General features: G+C 69.9%; 20 protein-coding genes. 19 read left to right on the top strand and 1 reads right to left on the bottom strand.

All coding sequences use genetic code 11. The annotated features are described in order from the left end of the window. Window positions 1–147: 147 nt before the first annotated feature. On the bottom strand, window positions 148–834 hold the full coding sequence (locus AB0J78_RS02090; RefSeq protein WP_363786002.1) for a sigma-70 family RNA polymerase sigma factor: 687 nt from the start codon (window positions 832–834) through the stop codon (window positions 148–150). Between the two features lie 426 nt (window positions 835–1,260). Here AB0J78_RS02090 and AB0J78_RS02095 point away from each other — a divergent pair, with 426 nt between their 5' ends. The 19 genes from AB0J78_RS02095 to ccsB all read left to right on the top strand — a co-directional run bounded on the left by AB0J78_RS02095 (window position 1,261) and on the right by ccsB (window position 18,115). Then, a complete protein-coding gene (locus AB0J78_RS02095; protein WP_210968622.1) occupies window positions 1,261–1,479 on the top strand; it encodes a glutaredoxin family protein in 219 nt (72 codons plus the stop codon). Window positions 1,480–1,882: 403 nt separating this feature from the next. Continuing rightward, window positions 1,883–2,644 (top strand): redox-sensing transcriptional repressor Rex, encoded by a 762-nt coding sequence (locus tag AB0J78_RS02100; protein WP_363786397.1) that lies wholly within the window; start codon window positions 1,883–1,885, stop codon window positions 2,642–2,644. Beyond that, window positions 2,641–4,026: a glutamyl-tRNA reductase gene (locus tag AB0J78_RS02105; RefSeq protein WP_363786004.1), complete on the top strand. Its 1,386-nt coding sequence runs from the start codon at window positions 2,641–2,643 to the stop codon at window positions 4,024–4,026. Before AB0J78_RS02100 ends, AB0J78_RS02105 begins: the two co-directional genes overlap by 4 nt. Next, window positions 4,023–4,961: a hydroxymethylbilane synthase gene (gene hemC, locus AB0J78_RS02110; protein WP_363786006.1), complete on the top strand. Its 939-nt coding sequence runs from the start codon at window positions 4,023–4,025 to the stop codon at window positions 4,959–4,961. The genes AB0J78_RS02105 and hemC overlap by 4 nt, the downstream gene beginning before the upstream one ends. Before the next feature lie 14 nt (window positions 4,962–4,975). Beyond that, window positions 4,976–6,508 (top strand): bifunctional uroporphyrinogen-III C-methyltransferase/uroporphyrinogen-III synthase, encoded by a 1,533-nt coding sequence (locus tag AB0J78_RS02115; protein ID WP_363786008.1) that lies wholly within the window; start codon window positions 4,976–4,978, stop codon window positions 6,506–6,508. Between the two features lie 220 nt (window positions 6,509–6,728). Next, a complete protein-coding gene (gene hemB / locus AB0J78_RS02120) occupies window positions 6,729–7,712 on the top strand; it encodes a porphobilinogen synthase (protein ID WP_363786010.1) in 984 nt (327 codons plus the stop codon). Continuing rightward, on the top strand, window positions 7,709–8,284 hold the full coding sequence (locus tag AB0J78_RS02125; protein ID WP_363786012.1) for a hypothetical protein: 576 nt from the start codon (window positions 7,709–7,711) through the stop codon (window positions 8,282–8,284). Before hemB ends, AB0J78_RS02125 begins: the two co-directional genes overlap by 4 nt. A 43-nt stretch (window positions 8,285–8,327) precedes the next feature. Beyond that, window positions 8,328–8,855, top strand: coding sequence for a hypothetical protein (locus AB0J78_RS02130; protein ID WP_363786014.1), 528 nt, complete (start codon window positions 8,328–8,330; stop codon window positions 8,853–8,855). A gap of 111 nt (window positions 8,856–8,966) precedes the next feature. Then, window positions 8,967–9,620, top strand: a complete 654-nt coding sequence (locus AB0J78_RS02135) for a hypothetical protein (RefSeq protein WP_363786016.1) — start codon at window positions 8,967–8,969, stop codon at window positions 9,618–9,620. After that, on the top strand, window positions 9,620–9,979 hold the full coding sequence (locus AB0J78_RS02140; protein WP_363786018.1) for a hypothetical protein: 360 nt from the start codon (window positions 9,620–9,622) through the stop codon (window positions 9,977–9,979). The genes AB0J78_RS02135 and AB0J78_RS02140 overlap by 1 nt, the downstream gene beginning before the upstream one ends. Further along, window positions 9,976–10,425, top strand: a complete 450-nt coding sequence (locus AB0J78_RS02145; RefSeq protein ID WP_363786020.1) for a DUF3093 family protein — start codon at window positions 9,976–9,978, stop codon at window positions 10,423–10,425. The genes AB0J78_RS02140 and AB0J78_RS02145 overlap by 4 nt, the downstream gene beginning before the upstream one ends. A 101-nt stretch (window positions 10,426–10,526) precedes the next feature. Continuing rightward, window positions 10,527–11,162 carry a hypothetical protein gene (locus AB0J78_RS02150; RefSeq protein ID WP_363786022.1) on the top strand — a complete coding sequence of 212 codons (636 nt, stop codon included), beginning with the start codon at window positions 10,527–10,529 and terminating at the stop codon, window positions 11,160–11,162. A 13-nt stretch (window positions 11,163–11,175) separates the two neighbouring features. After that, the gene (locus tag AB0J78_RS02155; protein WP_363786024.1) at window positions 11,176–11,508 is read left to right on the top strand and encodes a hypothetical protein; all 333 of its coding nucleotides are present in this window, start codon (window positions 11,176–11,178) and stop codon (window positions 11,506–11,508) included. A gap of 153 nt (window positions 11,509–11,661) precedes the next feature. Beyond that, the gene (gene hemL / locus AB0J78_RS02160; protein ID WP_363786026.1) at window positions 11,662–13,011 is read left to right on the top strand and encodes a glutamate-1-semialdehyde 2,1-aminomutase; all 1,350 of its coding nucleotides are present in this window, start codon (window positions 11,662–11,664) and stop codon (window positions 13,009–13,011) included. Continuing rightward, entirely contained in the window at window positions 13,008–13,652 is a 645-nt protein-coding gene (locus tag AB0J78_RS02165; protein ID WP_363786028.1) for a histidine phosphatase family protein, read from the top strand. Before hemL ends, AB0J78_RS02165 begins: the two co-directional genes overlap by 4 nt. Continuing rightward, window positions 13,649–14,242, top strand: a complete 594-nt coding sequence (locus AB0J78_RS02170) for a TlpA disulfide reductase family protein (RefSeq protein ID WP_363786030.1) — start codon at window positions 13,649–13,651, stop codon at window positions 14,240–14,242. The genes AB0J78_RS02165 and AB0J78_RS02170 overlap by 4 nt, the downstream gene beginning before the upstream one ends. A 467-nt stretch (window positions 14,243–14,709) precedes the next feature. Beyond that, complete coding sequence (locus tag AB0J78_RS02175; RefSeq protein ID WP_132671813.1) at window positions 14,710–15,492, top strand: cytochrome c biogenesis CcdA family protein; 783 nt, start codon at window positions 14,710–14,712, stop codon at window positions 15,490–15,492. Further along, window positions 15,492–17,117 carry a cytochrome c biogenesis protein ResB gene (locus AB0J78_RS02180; RefSeq protein ID WP_363786032.1) on the top strand — a complete coding sequence of 542 codons (1,626 nt, stop codon included), beginning with the start codon at window positions 15,492–15,494 and terminating at the stop codon, window positions 17,115–17,117. The genes AB0J78_RS02175 and AB0J78_RS02180 overlap by 1 nt, the downstream gene beginning before the upstream one ends. Then, a complete protein-coding gene (ccsB, locus tag AB0J78_RS02185; protein ID WP_363786034.1) occupies window positions 17,117–18,115 on the top strand; it encodes a c-type cytochrome biogenesis protein CcsB in 999 nt (332 codons plus the stop codon). Before AB0J78_RS02180 ends, ccsB begins: the two co-directional genes overlap by 1 nt. The last annotated feature ends 4 nt before the right edge of the window (window positions 18,116–18,119 follow it).

Here is an 18,119-nt window from a genome sequence, read left to right on the forward strand (position 1 = left end):
TCGGCACCGCCGCGCCTCCCAGGGTCCTCCGGAGTGGTGGTGTGCGAAGTCCGTGATCTCCAACCGGCCCCTGTCCGGGACGGCTGCCTCATAGCTTAAGACCTCGTCCGCGCCACGATTGCGCACCTCCGCCGGGATCGGCAAGCGCTATCGGAGATCGTCGGGCAGGAGTTGCGCCAGCCTGCGGACCGCGCGGTGCTGCAGGGCCTTGACGGCGCCCTCGTTGCGTTGCATCGCGATGGCCGTTTCGGTCACCGACATGTCCTTGAGGAACCGCAGCCGGATGCATTCCCGCTGGTCGGGGTTGAGCTGGCGGATGCACTGCAGCAGCTCGTCGTTGGTGGCGTCGAGCAGCACCTGGTGTTCGGGCCCGACGTGCGAGCCCTTGGCGGGCAGGTGGTCGGTGACCTCGGAGGTCGGGATCTCCAGGCGGTTCCGGCTCGACTTGATGTGGTCGAGTATGAGGTTCTTGGCGATGGTGATGAACCAGGCTGCCACGTCGCGGCCCTGGTAGCTGATCGAGGCGATGCGCCGCAGCGCACGCAGGAACGTCTCGCTGGTGATGTCCTCGGCCAGGCAGTGGTCGCTGACCCTGAACAGCACGTACCGGTAGACGGTCTGGGAGTACTCGTCGTAGAGCCTGCCGAAGGCGTCGTTGTCGCCTTGCTGCGCCGCGCTGACGTAGGCCCAGGTGTCCGGGGCGAACCTCTCGGTCGGCCAGCTGTCCGGCACGGAGACGTTCGTGCGCGTTGAACTCACCGGCCGCGGCGAGACGTGTTGAGTGAGGTCTGCGGTGTCGGGGGCGGGGGGTGTGAGCGTCTTCGGGCTGCTCATCTCCGGCGACCTCCTGCCTTCGTTGGCTTCACCGGCTCTGGTGGTTCTGGGACGCATCGGGCCGGCAACCATGTCGTCGTACCCGTGACGGGCACCTGATCCGGGGACCGATCAGCTACGACGGGTCGCGCCGATACCGCTCGATCGGGCCTTCACTCGACTGGCGAACGCCCACCGGGATGGGCGTTGGAGCAGCAGCATACGTGTTGTTACTCAGAAGTAGGTAGATCTCTCCGGTGACGGTCCGGTCGCGCTCCGTGCTCTTCGAGCGGAATGACCATGATCACGCCGGGTGATTTTGCGCACGTGAGCTGCTCGGTCCTGCAGGTGAGCCCGGTCTCCGCGGTGTCGCGGGCTGAGTACGTTGGAAGTGCCGAATTTTTTCGAACGACTCGCCGAGGAGGCGACGTGCACGAGGTGACCGTGATGTCCCGCGAGGGCTGCCACTCCTGCGTCGACGCGATCGCCGACGTGCGTCGGATCTGCGATGAGCTGGGCGTGGCGTGGTCGGTCAGCGATGTCGACGCCGACTCGGAACTGCGCGCCGAGTACGGCGACCGCGTCCCGGTGATCTTGATCGATGGAGTCGAGCACGGTTTCTGGAAGGTCGAGGAAGAACGCTTCCGCCGCGCGCTGCGGAACTGACCGCCCTCGGAGCCCGGCGACGTCGGTCACGTGCCCTGTACCACCCGTTTTGGCACTTCAGGGGGGTATCCGCAATGATGGCGGGGAAGGTTTGCGCCTCCGGTGCGCTCGCCCCCGCTGACTTTGTGCATGCATTCACAAATGGCTACGGTGTAGGGGTCGTGCCGCCGGAACTCCCCGTCGGATTTTCCGGCGCGGAACAGCGGATCGGGTGGTTCCGTCTCACCGTTTCCCCGGTGTTCGCACCACTTCGGTGCCGCCCGAGGCGCAGACCACCAGCAGGCGAGGGAGATCCAGCGTGACGGCCCAAGGAGCGGACGTGCCAGAAGGAGACGGGCAGACACCTGCCCGGACCGCTGCGTCCCCGGGAACGTCGAACGGGGCCGACGCCAACGGCACCTCCATCGCCGTCCCGGCCGCCCGCGAGCGCGCCCGCTCCATCCCGGAAGCGGCCGTCGCCCGGCTCGCGGTCTACCTGCGCGCCCTGTCCGCGCTCGCCGAGCAGGACATCACCACGGTCTCCAGCGAGGAGCTCGCCACCGCGGCCGGCGTCAACTCCGCCAAGCTGCGCAAGGACCTCTCCTACATCGGCTCCTACGGCACCCGCGGCGTCGGCTACGAGGTCGAGGTGCTGATCGGTCAGATCGAGCGGACGCTCGGCCTGACCCGCAAGCACAGCGTCGCCGTCGTCGGGATCGGTAACCTCGGGCACGCGCTCGCCAACTACGGCGGGTTCCCGGGCCGCGGATTCCCGGTCTCGGCGCTGTTCGACCTCGACGACGACCTGGTCGGCGTGCCGGTCGGCGGCATCCCGGTCAGCCACATAGACGACATCGTCGAGGTGTGCTCCGAGCGCGAGGTCACCATCGGCGTCATCGCCACCCCCACCCAGGGCGCGCAGGAGGTCTGCGACCGCTTGGTGGCCGGCGGCGTCATGTGCATCCTGAACTTCGCCCCGATCGTGCTGCAGGTCCCCGAGCACGTCGAGGTGCGCAAGGTCGACCTGGCGGTGGAGATGCAGATCCTTTCCTTCCACGTGGCCCGACGGCAGCAGGAAGCCGCGAGCGCGGTCGACGGCGCGGCGTCCGACGGCGGACCGCCGGGCGGCGGCGCGGGGCTTCCGGGTGAGATCGATTCGGCGAACAGGATGGTGGAACGGCTGTGAACCTGCTCACCGTCGGGATTTCCCACCACAGCGCACCGGTCCGGGTCCTGGAGCGGGTCGCCATCAGTGGCGGGGACATCAACAAGATCCTCGACGAGCTCGTGCTGCGCGAGCACATCGCCGAGGCGTTCGTGATCTCCACCTGCAACCGGGTCGAGATCTACGCGCTGGCCGAGACCTTCCACGGCGGCCTGGACGACGTGACGGCCGTGCTGTCGCGCCACTCCGGCACCGAGGTCGGTGAACTGGCCGATCACCTCTACGTCTACTACGCCGGCGCCGCCGTCGAGCACCTGTTCTCGGTGTCCTCCGGGCTGGACTCGATGGTCGTCGGCGAGGCCCAGATCCTCGGCCAGCTCCGTCAGGCGTACGGGACCGCCGACGAGCGCGGCACCGTCGGCAAGACGCTGCACGAGCTGGCGCAGCAGGCGCTGCGCGTCGGCAAGCGCGTGCACAGCGAGACCGGCATCGACAACGAGGGCGCTTCGGTGGTCTCGGAGGCCCTGGCCGACGCCGAGGCCGCGCTCGACGGCCTCGAGGGCAAGAGCGCGCTGCTGGTGGGCGCCGGTTCGATGGGCGGCCTGACCGCCGCGCAGCTCAAGCGAGCGGGCATCGGCCGCATCGTCATCGCCAACCGCACCGCCGCCAACGGCGAGCGGCTGGCCGAGTCGCTGCGCGCCGACGGCGTGGACGCCGGCACCGCGGACCTCTCGGGTCTGGCCGACGCGATCGCCGCCGCGGACCTGCTGGTCGCCTGCACCGGTGCGGTCGGTGCCGTGGTGACCGAAGAGGTCGTCTCCGCAGCGCTGGTGGTTCGGGACGACCGGCCGGTGCTGTGCTGCGACCTGGGTCTGCCGCGCGACATCGCCGCCGAGGTCGGCGACCTGCCCGGTGTCACCGTCGTCGACCTGGCCAGCCTGCAGCACCGGCTGTCGGCCAAGCAGGGCGGCAACGAGTCCGAGCGGGCCGCCGAGATCGTCGCCGAGGAGGTGCGCGGCTACCTGGCCGCGCAGCGCTCGGCCGAGGTGACGCCCACGGTCACCGCGCTGCGCAAGCGCGCCGCCGAGGTCGTCGACAGCGAACTGCTGCGACTGGACTCGCGGCTTCCCGACATCGACGCGCCGACGCGCGAGGAGCTCAACCGCACGGTGCGCCGCGTGGTGGACAAGCTCCTTCACGCGCCGACCGTCCGCGTCAAGCAACTCGCGTCGCAGCCGGGTGGTTCCGACTACGCCGACGCACTTCGTGAGCTCTTCGAGCTCGACCCGCAGACCGCTGCGGTGATCGGCACCCCGCAGGCCGAGGAGAACCTCCCAGGCGGGGTCACGGTCGCCCAGGCGCTGCTGCGCGGCCGGGCGGAACAGGACGGTGAGGACCGTTGAACAAGACCCTCCGGATCGGCACCCGCGGAAGCGCGCTCGCGATGGCGCAGAGCACGTGGGTCGCCGAGCAGTTGGAGGCGGCGGGTTACCCGACCCAGCTGGTGTCGGTCACGACCCCCGGTGACCAGTCGATGGCCCCGATCGCCGAGATCGGCGTCGGTGTGTTCACCTCGGCGGTGCGCGAAGCCCTCGTGAACGACGAGGTCGACGTCGCCATCCACTCCTGCAAAGACCTGCCGACCGAACCGGACCCCCGGTTGTCGCTGGCCGCTGTCCCGGTCCGGGAGGACCCGAGGGACGCGCTGGTGGCACGGGACGGTCTGACGCTCGGCGAACTGCCCCCGGGGTCCGTTGTGGGCACCGGTTCGCCGCGCCGCGCCAGTCAGCTCCGGGCCGCCGGCCTGGGGCTGGAGGTGCGCGGCATCCGCGGCAATGTGGAGACCCGAATGCGCAAGGTGACAGACGGCGAGCTGGACGCCGTCGTCCTCGCCCGCGCCGGGCTGGCCCGGGTGGGCCGGCTTTCGGTGATCACGGAAACGCTCGATCCACTGCAGATGCTGCCCGCGCCCGCCCAGGGCGCGCTCGCAGTGGAATGCCGCGTCGACGACGTGGACACAGAGCACTTGCTGCAGTCCGTTTTGGACGATGAGGCCAGCCGCGCCGCGGTTGCCGCCGAACGCGCTGTGCTGGCCCGGCTTGAAGCCGGCTGCCACGCGCCGGTCGGCGCGCTGGCCGAAGTGGTGGAGGACCTCGACGATGACGGGCGCGTGGCGCTGCGCCTGTCCCTTCGTGGAGTGGTAGCGACCGACGACGATGTTCTGGTTCGCGCTTCCGCCACTGGTGAGACGACCGCCGCAGAGCAGCTGGGCCTGGAACTGGCCGATGAGCTGCTCGAAGCCAGGGCCGCTTTGCTCAGCGGTCCCGGCAGTAGTTGATGGGGAGTGCCCTGATGACCCGAGCACGTAAGACCCCCGGACGGATTGCTTTCGTGGGTTCCGGTCCCGGTGACGCGGGACTTCTCACCGTTCGGGGCCGGGATGTGATCGCCCGCGCTTCGCTGCTGGTGACCGACCCGGACGTACCCGCCGACATCGTCGCGATGGCCGCCGAGGGGGCGGAAGTCCGCCCCGCCGTCGGCGACCCCGCCGACGTGGCCAAGGACCTGGTGAACGAGGCCGACACCGGCCGCAACGTGGTGCGCCTGGTCGCCGGTGACCCGCTCACCGCCGACGCGGTGGTCCGCGAGACGCAGGAGGTCTCCAAGACCGAGGCACCGTTCGACGTCATCCCCGGTGTTTCCGGCGGCAGCGCGGTTCCGGCCTACGCCGGCATCGCGCTGGGCGCGGTGCACACCGAGGTCGACGTCCGCGGTGACGCGGACTGGCCGGCGCTGGCCGGTGTGCCCGGCGCGCTGGTGCTGCACACCACGGGCAGCCACCTCGCCGAAGCCGCTTCGCGGCTGGTCGAGCACGGCCGTCCGGCGACCACCCCGGTCGCGGTGACCGCGTCCGGAACCACGGTGCAGCAGCGCACCATCGACACCACGCTGGCTTCGCTGGCCGCCGACGCCGGCGAGCTGCAGGGCCACCTGGTGGTGACGATCGGCGACATCGTCTCCGAGCGCAGCAAGCTGTCCTGGTGGGAGTCCCGAGCCCTGTACGGCTGGAAGATCCTGGTGCCGCGCACCAAGGAGCAGGCCGGCGTGATGAGCGAGCGGTTGTGGTCGCACGGTGCGGTGTCGCACGAGGTGCCGACCATCTCCGTGGAGCCGCCGCGCAGCCCCGCTCAGATGGAGCGCGCGGTCAAGGGCCTGGTCGACGGCCGCTACCAGTGGGTCGTGTTCACCTCGGCGAACGCGGTCCGCGCGGTGTGGGAGAAGTTCGCGGAGTTCGGCCTGGACGCCCGCGCGTTCTCCGGTGTGAAGATCGCCTGCGTCGGCGAGGCCACCGCGGAGAAGGTGCGCGCCTTCGGCATCATCCCGGAGCTGCTGCCCTCGGGTGACCAGTCGAGCGAGGGCTTGCTGCAGGAGTTCCCGCCGCACGACGACATACTGGACCCGGTTGACCGGGTGCTGCTGCCGCGCGCCGACATCGCCACCGAGACGCTGTCGGCCGGGCTGCAGGAGCGCGGCTGGGAGGTCGACGACGTGACGGCCTACCGCACCGTCCGCGCCGCTCCGCCGCCCGCGGAGACCCGCGAGATGATCAAGACCGGTGGTTTCGACGCCGTCTGCTTCACCTCGTCCTCCACGGTCCGCAACCTCGTCGGCATCGCGGGCAAGCCGCACGCCCGCACTCTCGTCGCCTGCATCGGCCCGAACACGGCCGAGACGGCGAAGGAGTTCGGTCTGCGGGTCGACGTCCAGCCCGAGGCCCCCCGGGTCGAGGAGCTGGTCGACGCCCTCGCGGCCCACGCGGCCCGCCTCCGCGCGGAAGGCGCGCTGCCGCCCCCGCGCAAGGCCAAGCGAGCCCGCCGGAGCTGATCCGGCGACGAACGCCGATCGAGACCCCGAAGGGCGCCCAGGACACCACGTCCGGGCGCCCTTCGGCGTCTCACCGGGACGAACACCGCTGTTGGAGTCCCTCGAGACCGCCTCGGGTTGAGGGGACGATCACTGTCGGTTGAGGTCTCCGGAGTCCGAATTTCCGGAGTGGTTACGCTCGGGGTGTCACCCCGCCTAGTCAGCTTGGGGAGCCGCTGTTATGTATCCGACGAGCCGTCCCCGTCGACTCCGCCGCAACCCGGCGGTGCGTCGGCTGGTTTCCGAGACCTCCGTGGAACCGCGGCACCTGGTGCTGCCGATGTTCGTCCGCGAAGGCGCCTCCGAGCCGGTGCCGATCACGTCGATGCCCGGGGTCGTGCAGCACACCCGCGACTCGCTGAAGAAGGCCGCCGTCGAGGCCGTCAGCGCGGGCGTCGGTGGGCTGATGCTCTTCGGCGTGCCGGAGAAGCACGACCCGGACGGTTCCGGCGCGGTCGACCCCGACGGGATCCTCAACGTCGCGCTGCGCGACCTGCGCGCCGAGGTCGGCGACAGCACGGTGCTGATGGCCGACCTGTGCCTGGACGAGTTCACCGATCACGGCCACTGCGGCGTGCTGGACGAGGACGGCAACGTCGACAACGACCGCACGCTGCAGATCTACGGCGAGATGGCCGTGGTGCAGGCGCAGTCCGGTGCCCACGTGGTCGGGCCGAGCGGCATGATGGACGGTCAGGTCGGCGTGATCCGGGATTCGCTGGACGCCACCGGCTTCGACGACGTGTCGATCATGGCCTACTCCGCGAAGTACGCCTCGGCGTTCTTCGGCCCGTTCCGCGAGGCCGTCGACTCCCAGCTCAAGGGCGACCGCAAGACCTACCAGCAGGACCCGGCCAACGGCCGCGAAGCGCTGCGCGAAGCGGACCTCGACCTGGCCGAGGGCGCCGACATGGTGATGGTCAAACCGGCCATGTCCTACCTGGACGTGCTGCGCGACATCGCCGGTGTGGCCGACGTCCCGGTCGCCGCCTACCAGGTGTCCGGCGAGTACGCGATGATCGAGGCGGCGGTGGCCAACGGCTGGCTCGAACGTCAGCGCACCGTGCTGGAGGCGCTGACCTCGATCCGCCGCGCGGGAGCGGACGTCGTGCTCAGCTACTGGGCCACCGAAGCCGCGCAGTGGTTGCAGGACGCGCGCGCATGACCGACTTGGAGCAGCGGGTGGACGCCTTCGGCCGACCGGTCCCGCCGCCGGAACCCCCGCAGCCGCCGAAGGCGCTGCAGACCGCGCGGTGGCTGTGGATCGGCGCCGTGCTGGTCGGCGTGGTGCAGGCGTTCGTCGAACTCCTCGATCGGCAGCGGCTGATCGGCGAGCTGCGCCAGCTGCAACCCGAGATGACCCAGACCGACCTGGACGCCGCCGCCAACAGCGGCATCATGTTCACCTTCATGTTCAAGGCGTTGACGTTGATGGTGTACGTGCTGCTGTGCAGGCGGATGCTGGAGGGCCGCAACTGGGGCCGGATCACGCTCACCGTGTTCGGCGGTTTCGGCGTGTTCAACGCCGTGATCACCGTGCTGACGGTGTCGCTGGTCGGCCCGGCGCTGATCAAGCAGCTGACCGGGATGACCGTGAGCGGCGTCGACGTTGTGTTCGCGGTGCTGGTGGCCGCCGTCGAGGTCGCGGCGATCGTGTTCATGTACCGGTCCGAGGCGAACCGGTTCTTCCGCGAGTCCCGCGGTTTCCGTCCGCAACCACCCCGTAACGTGTGGTGACCGTTCGGTGGACACGGCCTTGGCCCGTTCCTAGGCTGGCCTGGTGACGCCGCCAGACGCAGTCAACCCGTACGGCGCTGCCCCGCCGCCACCGCCGGAGCGTTCGCCGGGGTCGCAGCGCCCGCGCACGATCGACAACTCGTTCTGGGCAGGGGTCGCCAGCCCGGTCGTCGGGTTCGTGATGTTCGCGCTGGCGTTCGCGACGATCAGTGACGCCGAGCTGCAGATGGTGCTGGGGCAGGCGGGAGCGACCGGTCAGCCGGCGCTCAGCCTCGAACAGGCCCGTGCGCTGTTCCAGGTCACGATCGCGATCGCGGTGGTGTTCTGCCTGGTCCTGGCGGGGTTGTGGATCATGTTCCTGATCTTCATGCGCAACGGCCGCAACTGGGCTCGCATCGTGATCACGGTGGTCGGCGCGCTGTGGTTCCTGCTGACGATCCCCACGGTCATCGGAGGCGCGGCCGGCGGGATCACCACTGCCCTCGTCGCCGTCCTCCAGCTCGCGACGATCGCCGCCACCATCGTCTACGCGTACCTGGCGCCTTCGAACCAGTACCTCCAGCCCCGCTGAACCACCCGGTTGCTCCGCTCGCCGGAGCCAGGTGGTGATGTGAACGTCCTCTTCGCGGTACTTGACCTGAACCGGTGGACAGGGGTATCGGCTGGTTTCTAGGGTTCGTGCGTGAACTTCCCGCAGAATCCTTGGCAGCAGGGTGGTTACCCGCAGTCGGGGACTCCTTCCGGCGGTTTTCCGCAGCAGCCCGGCGGATACCAGCCCTACTCGCAGAACCCGTTCAGCGCGCCGCCGGTGCCCGTCCACGAGATGGCCGTGCCGCAACGGCCCGCGACGGTCGAGACCGCGTTCTGGATCGCCGTCGTGCTCCCGCTGCTGGTGACCGTGCTCAACGTGGTCAGCTACCTGGTGCTGCAGGGCTGGGTGCAGGACTCGATCGGCGGGGGTTCGGAGGACGTCGCCGCGGACGTGACCTCCGCGGTCAACGGCGTGATGATGGTCTTCTTCGTCATCCTGACGATCTTCTACCTGATCCTGACCGGGCTGTGGATCACCTTCGGCTTCAAGCTGCGGGCCGGCCGCAACTGGGCGCGCGTCACCCTGACGATCTTCGCCGCGTTCTGGGCGATGTCGAGCATCGGCACCCTGGCCTCCGGCGGCATGGCGACCGGTCTGAGCGAGACCGAGGCGCTGCCCGGCGGCTACTACGCGCTGAGCTACGTGCAGGGAGGGCTGGGAGTGGTCGGCACGGTCGCCTTCGTGGTGCTGGTCTTCACGGCGAAGTCCAACGCCTACTTCGACGCGTCGAACCGCCGGTACTGATGGCACCGCCGAAACCGCTGCGCATCGCGGTCGTGCTGTGGTGGGTCGTGGCCCTGCTGCTCCTGCTGGAGACCGGGCTGGCCTGGTTCGATCCCGCCGTCCAAGGCCGGTTGTTGCTGGTCAACACCGTCGTGGGGGTCGTCATGGCGGTGCTCTACCTGGCGCTGGGCGCGCTGGTGTTCCGCCGCCAGGCGTGGGCGCGGTTCGCGCTCACCGCGTTCGCCGCGGTGCACGCCGTGCTGATGGTCGTTTCGGGTGCAGGTTTCGGAATCCCCGTCCTGCTCCTTGTGCTGGGAGTCGCCGGAACCGTATTGATGTGGGCGCAGCAGAGCTCCGACTTCCTGACGGGTGAGCGATGAGCGATCCGGTGTTGTACTCCGAACGCGGCAGCAGCTGGTGGCCGGTGCTGTGGGGCCCGGCCTTCGCGCTGCTGGGACTCCTCGCCGAGCAGCTGACGCTCGGCCCGCAGCACCTCGCCGGGTGGATCCTGGTCGGCCTCGCGCTCGCCGTCGGCGCGGCCATCTGGGTCTACGGCAGGCGGCGGCTGCTCGCGGTGAGCCTGACGACGTCCGAACTGGTGCTCGGCAGGGAGGCGCTCGACGTCGAGAAGATCGCCCAGGTCAGCGACGTGGGAGCGCCCGTGGGGGCGCGCGTGCTGGGCGGCAGCTGGACTGTCCCGAAGGGCACCGGCGAGATCCCGCTGCGGCTGACCGACGACACCGTCGTGCTGGCCTGGGCCAAGGACCACGAGAAGCTGTCGGCCGAACTCGCGAACCTCGTCGAGAAGCGCTCGTCGGAGCTCTAGGCAGCAAAGTGCCCCGGGCGGCATGCGCGAAGCAGAGGCGGACCCGGGGCCTACGCCGTCCAATCTAGCACGAGATCCACAGCGGTCGAAAGGAAAGCCCCATGACCAGGGACGACGTCGAGCTCCCCGGTTGGGTGCGGGAGCTGCTGTCGGAATCGCGCTTCGACCGCTACCTCAAGAAGGCCGGTGGTGACGTCGACGTCGCGGTCCGGCTCTACGACTGGAACGTGCAGGTCTCGGCGGCCTTCTACGGCCCGCTGCACTGGCTGGAGGTGTCGCTGCGCAACGCCCTGCACCACCGCCTGCGGGAGCGCTTCGGCCGCGACGACTGGTGGAAGGTCGCGCAGCTGGCCGACAACGCCAAGTTCAAGATCGGCCGCGCGCGCCGCAAGATCGAACGCCGGGCGGACTTCACACCCGACGACGTGGTGGCCGAGCTGACCTTCGGGTTCTGGGTCTCGCTGCTCAGCCGCACCCACGACCGGCAGGTCTGGGTCCCCGCGGCGCACCGCGCGTTCCCCCACTACACGGGCCCGCGCAACGCGCTGCACGACGACTTCATGGGCATGCTCGACTTCCGCAACCGGGTCATGCACCACGAACCGATCTTCTACCTCGACCTTCCCGAGTACCACGAGCGGATCTACCGGCTGCTCGGTCACCTCTCCCACGACGCGGCACGGCACGCCGAGCGCACCGACCGGATCAGCGCGGTCCTCGACGCCCGCGACGTGTGAGACGCTTTCCGCCGTGACGACTGCCGAACCGTGGCCCGCGAGCGGGCCGAAGCTCGACGGCGACGCCGAACCGGTGCGCTCGGGTGGCCGGCTGAACCAGCCGTGGCGCGCGGCCGTGGCCGGGATCGAACTGGTCGCCGCGGTAGCGCTGGTGCTGCTCGCGTGGTGGGCGTGGCACCGCGGCGTGGTGACCATCTACCTGCCCGGACCGCGAGGCGCCGTGGACGTGGTGACCCGCTCCATCGGCAGCTGGCTGTCCGGTGCCGTCATCGCCGCCACCTTCGCCGGACTGCTGCTCATCGACGCCCTGCGCCAGATCGGCCTCGCCATCCGAGCGGGTAGCTAGAGGTCGCTCGCGGCGGAGCGGCTGCCTCAGCTGGGGGACTCAGCCCGCACCACCGCGGGTTCCGCCACCCGCACCGACACGCACGGTGACCGCTGACCAGCCCTTGAAATGGTGTGCGCTCGGCCACAGTGCGGGGGGTGTCAAACTGGGGGCGTGACAGCTTCTGCGAACTCCGCTTCGACCCGGCACGACGATCCGGCTCCGCAGTCGCGGCAGCTGTTCGAGCGTGCGCAGGCGGTGACGCCCGGCGGCGTCAACTCCCCGGTCCGCGCCTTCCAGTCCGTCGGCGGCACGCCGCGGTTCATGGTGCGCGGCGAGGGCGCCTACCTCTGGGACGCCGACGACAACCGCTACGTCGACCTGGTGTCATCCTGGGGCCCGATGATCAACGGGCACGCCCACCCCGACGTCGTCGCCGCGGTGCGGGACACGGCGGTGCACGGCACGTCCTTCGGCACGCCCGGCATGGGTGAGATCGACCTGGCGCAGGAGATCATCGACCGCGTCGAGCCGGTCGAGCAGGTCCGCCTGGTCAACTCCGGCACCGAGGCGACGATGAGCGCCGTGCGGCTCGCCCGCGCCTTCACCGGCAAGCAGAAGATCGTCAAGTTCGCCGGCTGCTACCACGGCCACGTGGACGCGCTGCTGGCCAGCGCCGGTTCGGGCGTCGCGACGCTCGGCCTGCCGACCTCGCCGGGCGTCACCGGCGCGCAGGCCGCCGACACCCTCGTGCTGCCCTACAACGACCTCGAAGCCGTGCGGCAGATCTTCGCCGAGCAGGGCGACGAGATCGCCTGCGTGATCACCGAGGCCGCTGCGGGCAACATGGGCACGGTCGCGCCGGTGCCCGGCTTCAACGCCGGGCTCAAGGAGCTTACCAGCGCCAACGGTGCGCTGCTGATCATGGACGAGGTGATGACCGGCTTCCGCGTCTCCGCAGCCGGCTGGTTCGGCATCGACGGCGTCGCCGGTGACCTCTACACCTTCGGCAAGGTCATGTCCGGTGGTCTTCCCGCCGCCGCCTTCGGCGGTCGCGCCGACGTGATGTCGCGCCTCGCGCCGACCGGCCCCGTCTACCAGGCGGGCACGCTCGCCGGGAACCCGATCGCCGTCGCCTCCGGCCTGGCCAACCTCCGCGCCGCCGACGCCTCGGTCTACGCGGCGCTGGACCGCAACGCCGACCGGCTCCGCGAGCTCATCGGGTCCGCGCTGAGCGCCGAAGGCGTGGTCCACCAGATCGCCTCGGCGGGCAACATGCTCAGCATCTTCTTCAGCGAGACGCCGGTGCACGACTACGAGCAGGCCCAGGCCCAGCAGACCTGGCGCTTCCCGGCGTTCTTCCACGAGCTGCTCGCGCGCGGCATCTACCCGCCGCCGAGCGCCTTCGAGACCTGGTTCGTCAACGCCGCCATGGACGACGCCGCCTTCGAGCAGATCGCCGACGCACTGCCGCACGCCGCGCGGGCAGCCGCCGCGGCGACCGCCCCGGAGGCGTCGAAATGACCGAACCCCAGGCTGAGAAGACCCTCGTGCACTTCCTCCGCCACGGCGAGGTGCACAACCCGGAGGGCATCCTCTACGGCCGACTTCCCGGCTACCGGCTGTCCGACAAGGGCGAACAGCAGGCCAAGCTCGTCGCGGAGTTCCTCTCCGGGCACGACATCGCCCGCGTGATCTCCTCGCCGCTGCAGCGCGCGCAGGAGACCGCCCGCCCGCTGGGCGCGATGTTCCAGGTCGACGTGGCCACCGACGCCCGGCTCATCGAGGCGGACAACCGCTTCGAGGGCCTGAAGGTCTCCGTCGGCGACGGTGCCCTGCGGTCTCCCCGGCACTGGCCGAAGCTGTGGAACCCGTTCGCGCCCTCCTGGGGAGAGCCCTACCTGGAGATCGCGCACCGGATGCTCGGCGCCGCGCACCGCGCGCGTGCCGCGGCGGCCGGGAGGGAAGCGGTCTGCGTCTCGCACCAGCTGCCGATCTGGACGCTGCGCCGCTACGTCGAGGGCAAGCCGATGTGGCACGACCCCCGCCGCAGGCAGTGCTCGCTGGCGTCGGTGACGACGCTGGTGTTCCGCGGCGAAGAGCTGGTGCGGGTTGCCTACGTCGAGCCCGCAGGTGGCACCGATCCGAGAGTGACGGGCGCATGAGGAAGCTTCTTCTGCGGCTCGGCCTGATGACGGCCGTGCTGGCGATGGTCGGTGGCTGCGCCACCGAGGGCGACGACTCGAACAAGGCGGGTGGCGAGTTCACCTTCGTCTCGCCCGGCGGGCAGACGCGCATCTTCTACCCGGCGGGTGAGCGGGGACGGATCAGCCACCTCTCCGGCGACGACCTGCTCAACCCCGGGAAGCAGCTGGGAATCCAGGACTTCCAGGGTCAGGTCGTGGTGCTCAACATCTGGGGCTCCTGGTGCGGCCCGTGCCGCTCGGAAGCCGACGACCTGCAGGCCGTGCAGGACAAGCTCGGTCCGCAGGGCGTGCAGGTGCTGGGCATCGACGTGCGGGACAACCAGAGCGCGGCGGCGGACTTCCACCGCGACCGCGGCCTGAGCTACCCGTCGATCTTCGACCCGGCAGGCCGCACTCTCCTCTCGCTGCGCCAGTTCCCGCGCAGCACCGTGCCGGCCACGATCGTCCTCGACCGGCAGCACCGGGTCGCGGCGATCTTCCTGACGGAGATGCTGGAGAGTGAGTTGCTTCCCGAGGTGCAGAAGATCGCGTCCGAGCCTGCTGCGTAGGTGGTTTGGCCGGGGTTCAGTGGTCGTGCTGCGTAGCGGAGCCTTAGCGGTCTTCTGGGGCTGGTTTTACTGCAACTACTCAGTGGTCCTCTTGCTTCGCGGTGCTAGAAGCGGAACCCGAGCGGCTCTCTGGCTCCGGGATCCGAGACTTGTGTATGTCCAATACACGGCGCTACGGCTGTCCTCACCAGAGAGCCGCTCAGAACCCGCGGCGGTGCCGGTTGCTCAGGTGGGGTGCTGAGAAACCGGCTTCGCCGGTTGCCTGACGGTGGTTGAGCGCCGCTTGCTCGTGCCCCCGTAGTTGTGACGCCGGTCTCCTGCGGGGAGACGTTGGTCCTGAAATGGGTGGGACCAACGTCCTCCTGGTGCGTGGTTCGTGCCTGGGCATCGCGTTCACCTGGGGGTTCGTGGGCTGGTTCACCGAGCCCGGTGCGTGAGGGCGACGTCGGCTTTCCTACCCTCGAAGCGTGAACCCCACCGAGCTCGCCGCGTCCGGACCGCTGCTGTTCGCGGCGGCTATCGCGGCGCTCGCCGGGGCGATCAGCTTCGCCTCGCCCTGCGTGGTCCCGCTGGTGCCCGGCTACCTGGCGTACCTCGCCGGTGTTGTGGGCGCCGATTCGCCGCCGGTCGACGAAGCCGAAGCCGAGGAGAACCGGCGCGGCCGATGGCGGGTGGCCGGTGCCGCGCTGCTGTTCGTGGCCGGTTTCAGCGTCGTGTTCGCGGCCGGAGCGCTGCTGCTGCTCGGGGTGTCCGACGCGCTGCTCACCAACGAGCTGCTGCTGCAGCGCATCGGCGGAGTCGTCACGGTCGCGATGGGCCTGGTGTTCCTCGGCCTGATCCCCGCCCTGCAGCGCGACGTGCGGGTGCACCGCGTGCCTCGCGCCGGGGTGTGGGGCGCGCCGCTGCTCGGCGCGGTGTTCGGCCTCGGCTGGACCCCGTGCCTGGGACCGACTCTGGTGGGCGTCATCTCGGTCGCCGCCGGCACCGATGTGGACACCGGAACCGCGCTGCGCGGGATCCTGCTGGTGCTCGCCTACTGCGTCGGCCTCGGCGTCCCGTTCGTGCTGCTGGCCTTGGGCGCCCGCTGGGCGGTGCGCAGCGCGGGCTGGCTGCGGCGGCGCGGCCGCGCGATCCAGATCGCGGGTGGAGTGCTGCTGGTGGTGGTGGGCCTGCTGCTCGTCACCGGTCTGTGGGGAGAGCTGATCTCGATGCTTCGTGGCCCGATCGCCGGATTCGAGACGCCGATCTGATGCGCGACCACCTCACGACCGCCCTCGCTTTCCTGCGCAACACCTGGCGCGGGCTGACGTCCATGCGCACCGCGCTGGTGCTGCTGTTCCTGCTGGCCATGGCCGCGCTGCCGGGTGCGCTGATCCCGCAGCGCTCGCTGAACCGGTCCGAAGTGGACAAGTACTTCCAGCAGTACCCGGACCTCGCGCCGCTGCTGGACAAGATCGGCATGTTCGAGGTCTTCAGCTCGGTCTGGTTCGCCTCGATCTACGTGCTGCTGTTCATCTCGCTGATCGGCTGCCTGCTGCCGCGCTGCTGGGAGTACTTCAAGCAGTGGCGCAGCAAGCCGGTCCGCACCCCGCGCAACCTGGGCCGACTGCCGCACCACGCGGAGAAGACGCTCGACGGCACCTCGGTCGACGAGGCCATCGCCGCGGCGAAGACCCGGCTGCGCGGCTGGCGGATGGTCGAGCACACCGAGACCGACGGAGCCCGGTCGATCAGCGCCGAGCGCGGATTCCTCCGCGAGGTCGGCAACCTGGTGTTCCACTTCGCGCTGGTCGGACTGCTGATCGGCCTCGCGGGCGGCAAGCTCTACGGCTACGAGGGCCAGGTCATCGTGGTGGCCGACGGCTCCGAGTTCTGCAACTCCGGCACCTACAACTACGACTCGTTCCGCGCGGGCCTGTCCGTGGACGGCACCCAGCTCTCCCCGTTCTGCGTCAAGGTCGACGACTTCGACGTCGACTACCAGCCCAACGGCCAGGTGGCCAACTACCGCGTGGGCATGCAGTACCAGTCTGGCGAGGGGTTGGAGACGAACTCCTGGCTGCCATACACGCTGCAGGTCAACCACCCGCTGCGCACCGCCGGTGACCGGATCTACCTGACCGGCAACGGCTACGCGCCCCGGTTCACCGTGACCTGGCCGGACGGCCAGCAGCGCACCAGTCTCGTGCAGTGGCAGCCGATGTCTCCGCAGACGATGCTCTCGCAGGGCGCCACCAAGTTCGACCAGCCCGGCGTGACCGACGAGGTGCAGCGCAGGCAGAGCCAGCTGGCGATCACCGGCCTGTTCGCGCCGACCGCGGCGTTCGACGGCAAGATCCTCAGCTCCGGGTTCCCCGACCTGCTGGACCCGACCGCGGCCATCGACGTGATGCGCGGAGACCTGGGCCTGGACTCCGGACGCGGTCAGTCGATCTTCGGCGTCGACCAGTCGATGGTCGAGCAGGGCAGGCTCAACCGGATCGCACGGGAGAACGTCCGCGTCGGCGAGGAGATCCGCCTCGACGACGGCACCACGGTCCGGTTCGACGGCGTCGAGCGCTGGGCGAACCTGCAGGTCTCGCACGATCCGTTCCAGACATCGGTGCTGGCCTTCGCGGTGCTCATCATCTTCGGACTCGGCACCTCGCTGATCGTCAAGCGCCGCCGCATCTGGGTGCGGGCGGCTCCGCACCCGGAATCCGCCGAAAGCTCCGCCGCGCGTACCGTTGTCGAGGTCGGCGGGCTCGCCCGCACCGATCAGGCCGGGTACGGCGAGGAGTTCGCCCGGATCGCCGATGACCTGCTCGGTGCGGATGTCGACCACTCGCCCCAGCCCCGCGCGGACGCTGGGACCGCGCGCGAAAGGAAGAGCTGATGCCGGTCAACGAGACGCTGTCGAACTACAGCGACATGGCCTACGCCACCTCGGTGGTCATCTACATCGCGGCGATGCTGCTGTACTTCGGCGAGTTCGCCTACGGCCGGGTCGCGACGGCGGCCCGCACCCGCGAAGCCGCCCTGGTGGGCGCGGAGAAGTCCTCCGAGGCCAAGGACGTCGTCGGCCACGTCCCGGCCCAGCCCAAGCGTCCGCTGGCCGAGCGGCTCGGCGGCATGGCCGTGTCGATGACCGTGCTCGGCGCGCTGGTGCACTTCGGTTCCCTGCTGACCCGCGGTCTGGCCACGGGCCGCGTGCCGTGGGGAAACATGTACGAGTTCGGCTCGGCGATCTGCCTGGCCGCCGTGGTCGCCTGGATGATCGTGCTGTTCCGGCAGCTGCGCAACGCCCGCCGCGAGGCCACTCCGGCCCAGCTGCGCGGCCTCGGCGGCTTCCTGATGCTGCCGGTGACGCTGCTGCTGTTCCTGTCCGGCACCGTGCTCTACGCGGAGGCCGCGCCGCTGCAGCCGGCGCTGCAGTCGTACTGGATCGTCATCCACGTCGCCGCCGCGATCGTCTCCAGCGGTGCGCTGCTGTTCGCCGGTGTCGCCAGCATCCTCTACCTGCTGCGTTGCCGGTACGAGAACAACCCGCTGAAGATGACCAAGTTCGGTTCGCGGCTGCCCACCAGCCAGGCGCTGGACCGGATGGCCTACCGCGCCACCGTGATCATCTTCCCGGTGTGGACGTTCGCGATCGTGGCCGGCGCCATCTGGGCGGAGGCCGCGTGGGGCCGCTTCTGGGGCTGGGACCCCAAGGAGACCTGCGCGTTCATCGCCTGGATCGTCTACGCCGCCTACCTGCACGCGCGCGCGACCGCGGGCTGGCGAGGGGTGCGTTCGGCGTGGATCAACGTCCTCGGCCTGGCCGTGATGATCTTCAACCTGTTCTTCGTGAACCTCGTCGTCACGGGTCTGCACTCCTACGCCGGGCTGTGAGCAG

This window comes from Saccharopolyspora sp. NPDC049426 (genome assembly GCF_040676935.1).
Taxonomy (GTDB): Bacteria; Actinomycetota; Actinomycetes; order Mycobacteriales; family Pseudonocardiaceae; genus Saccharopolyspora.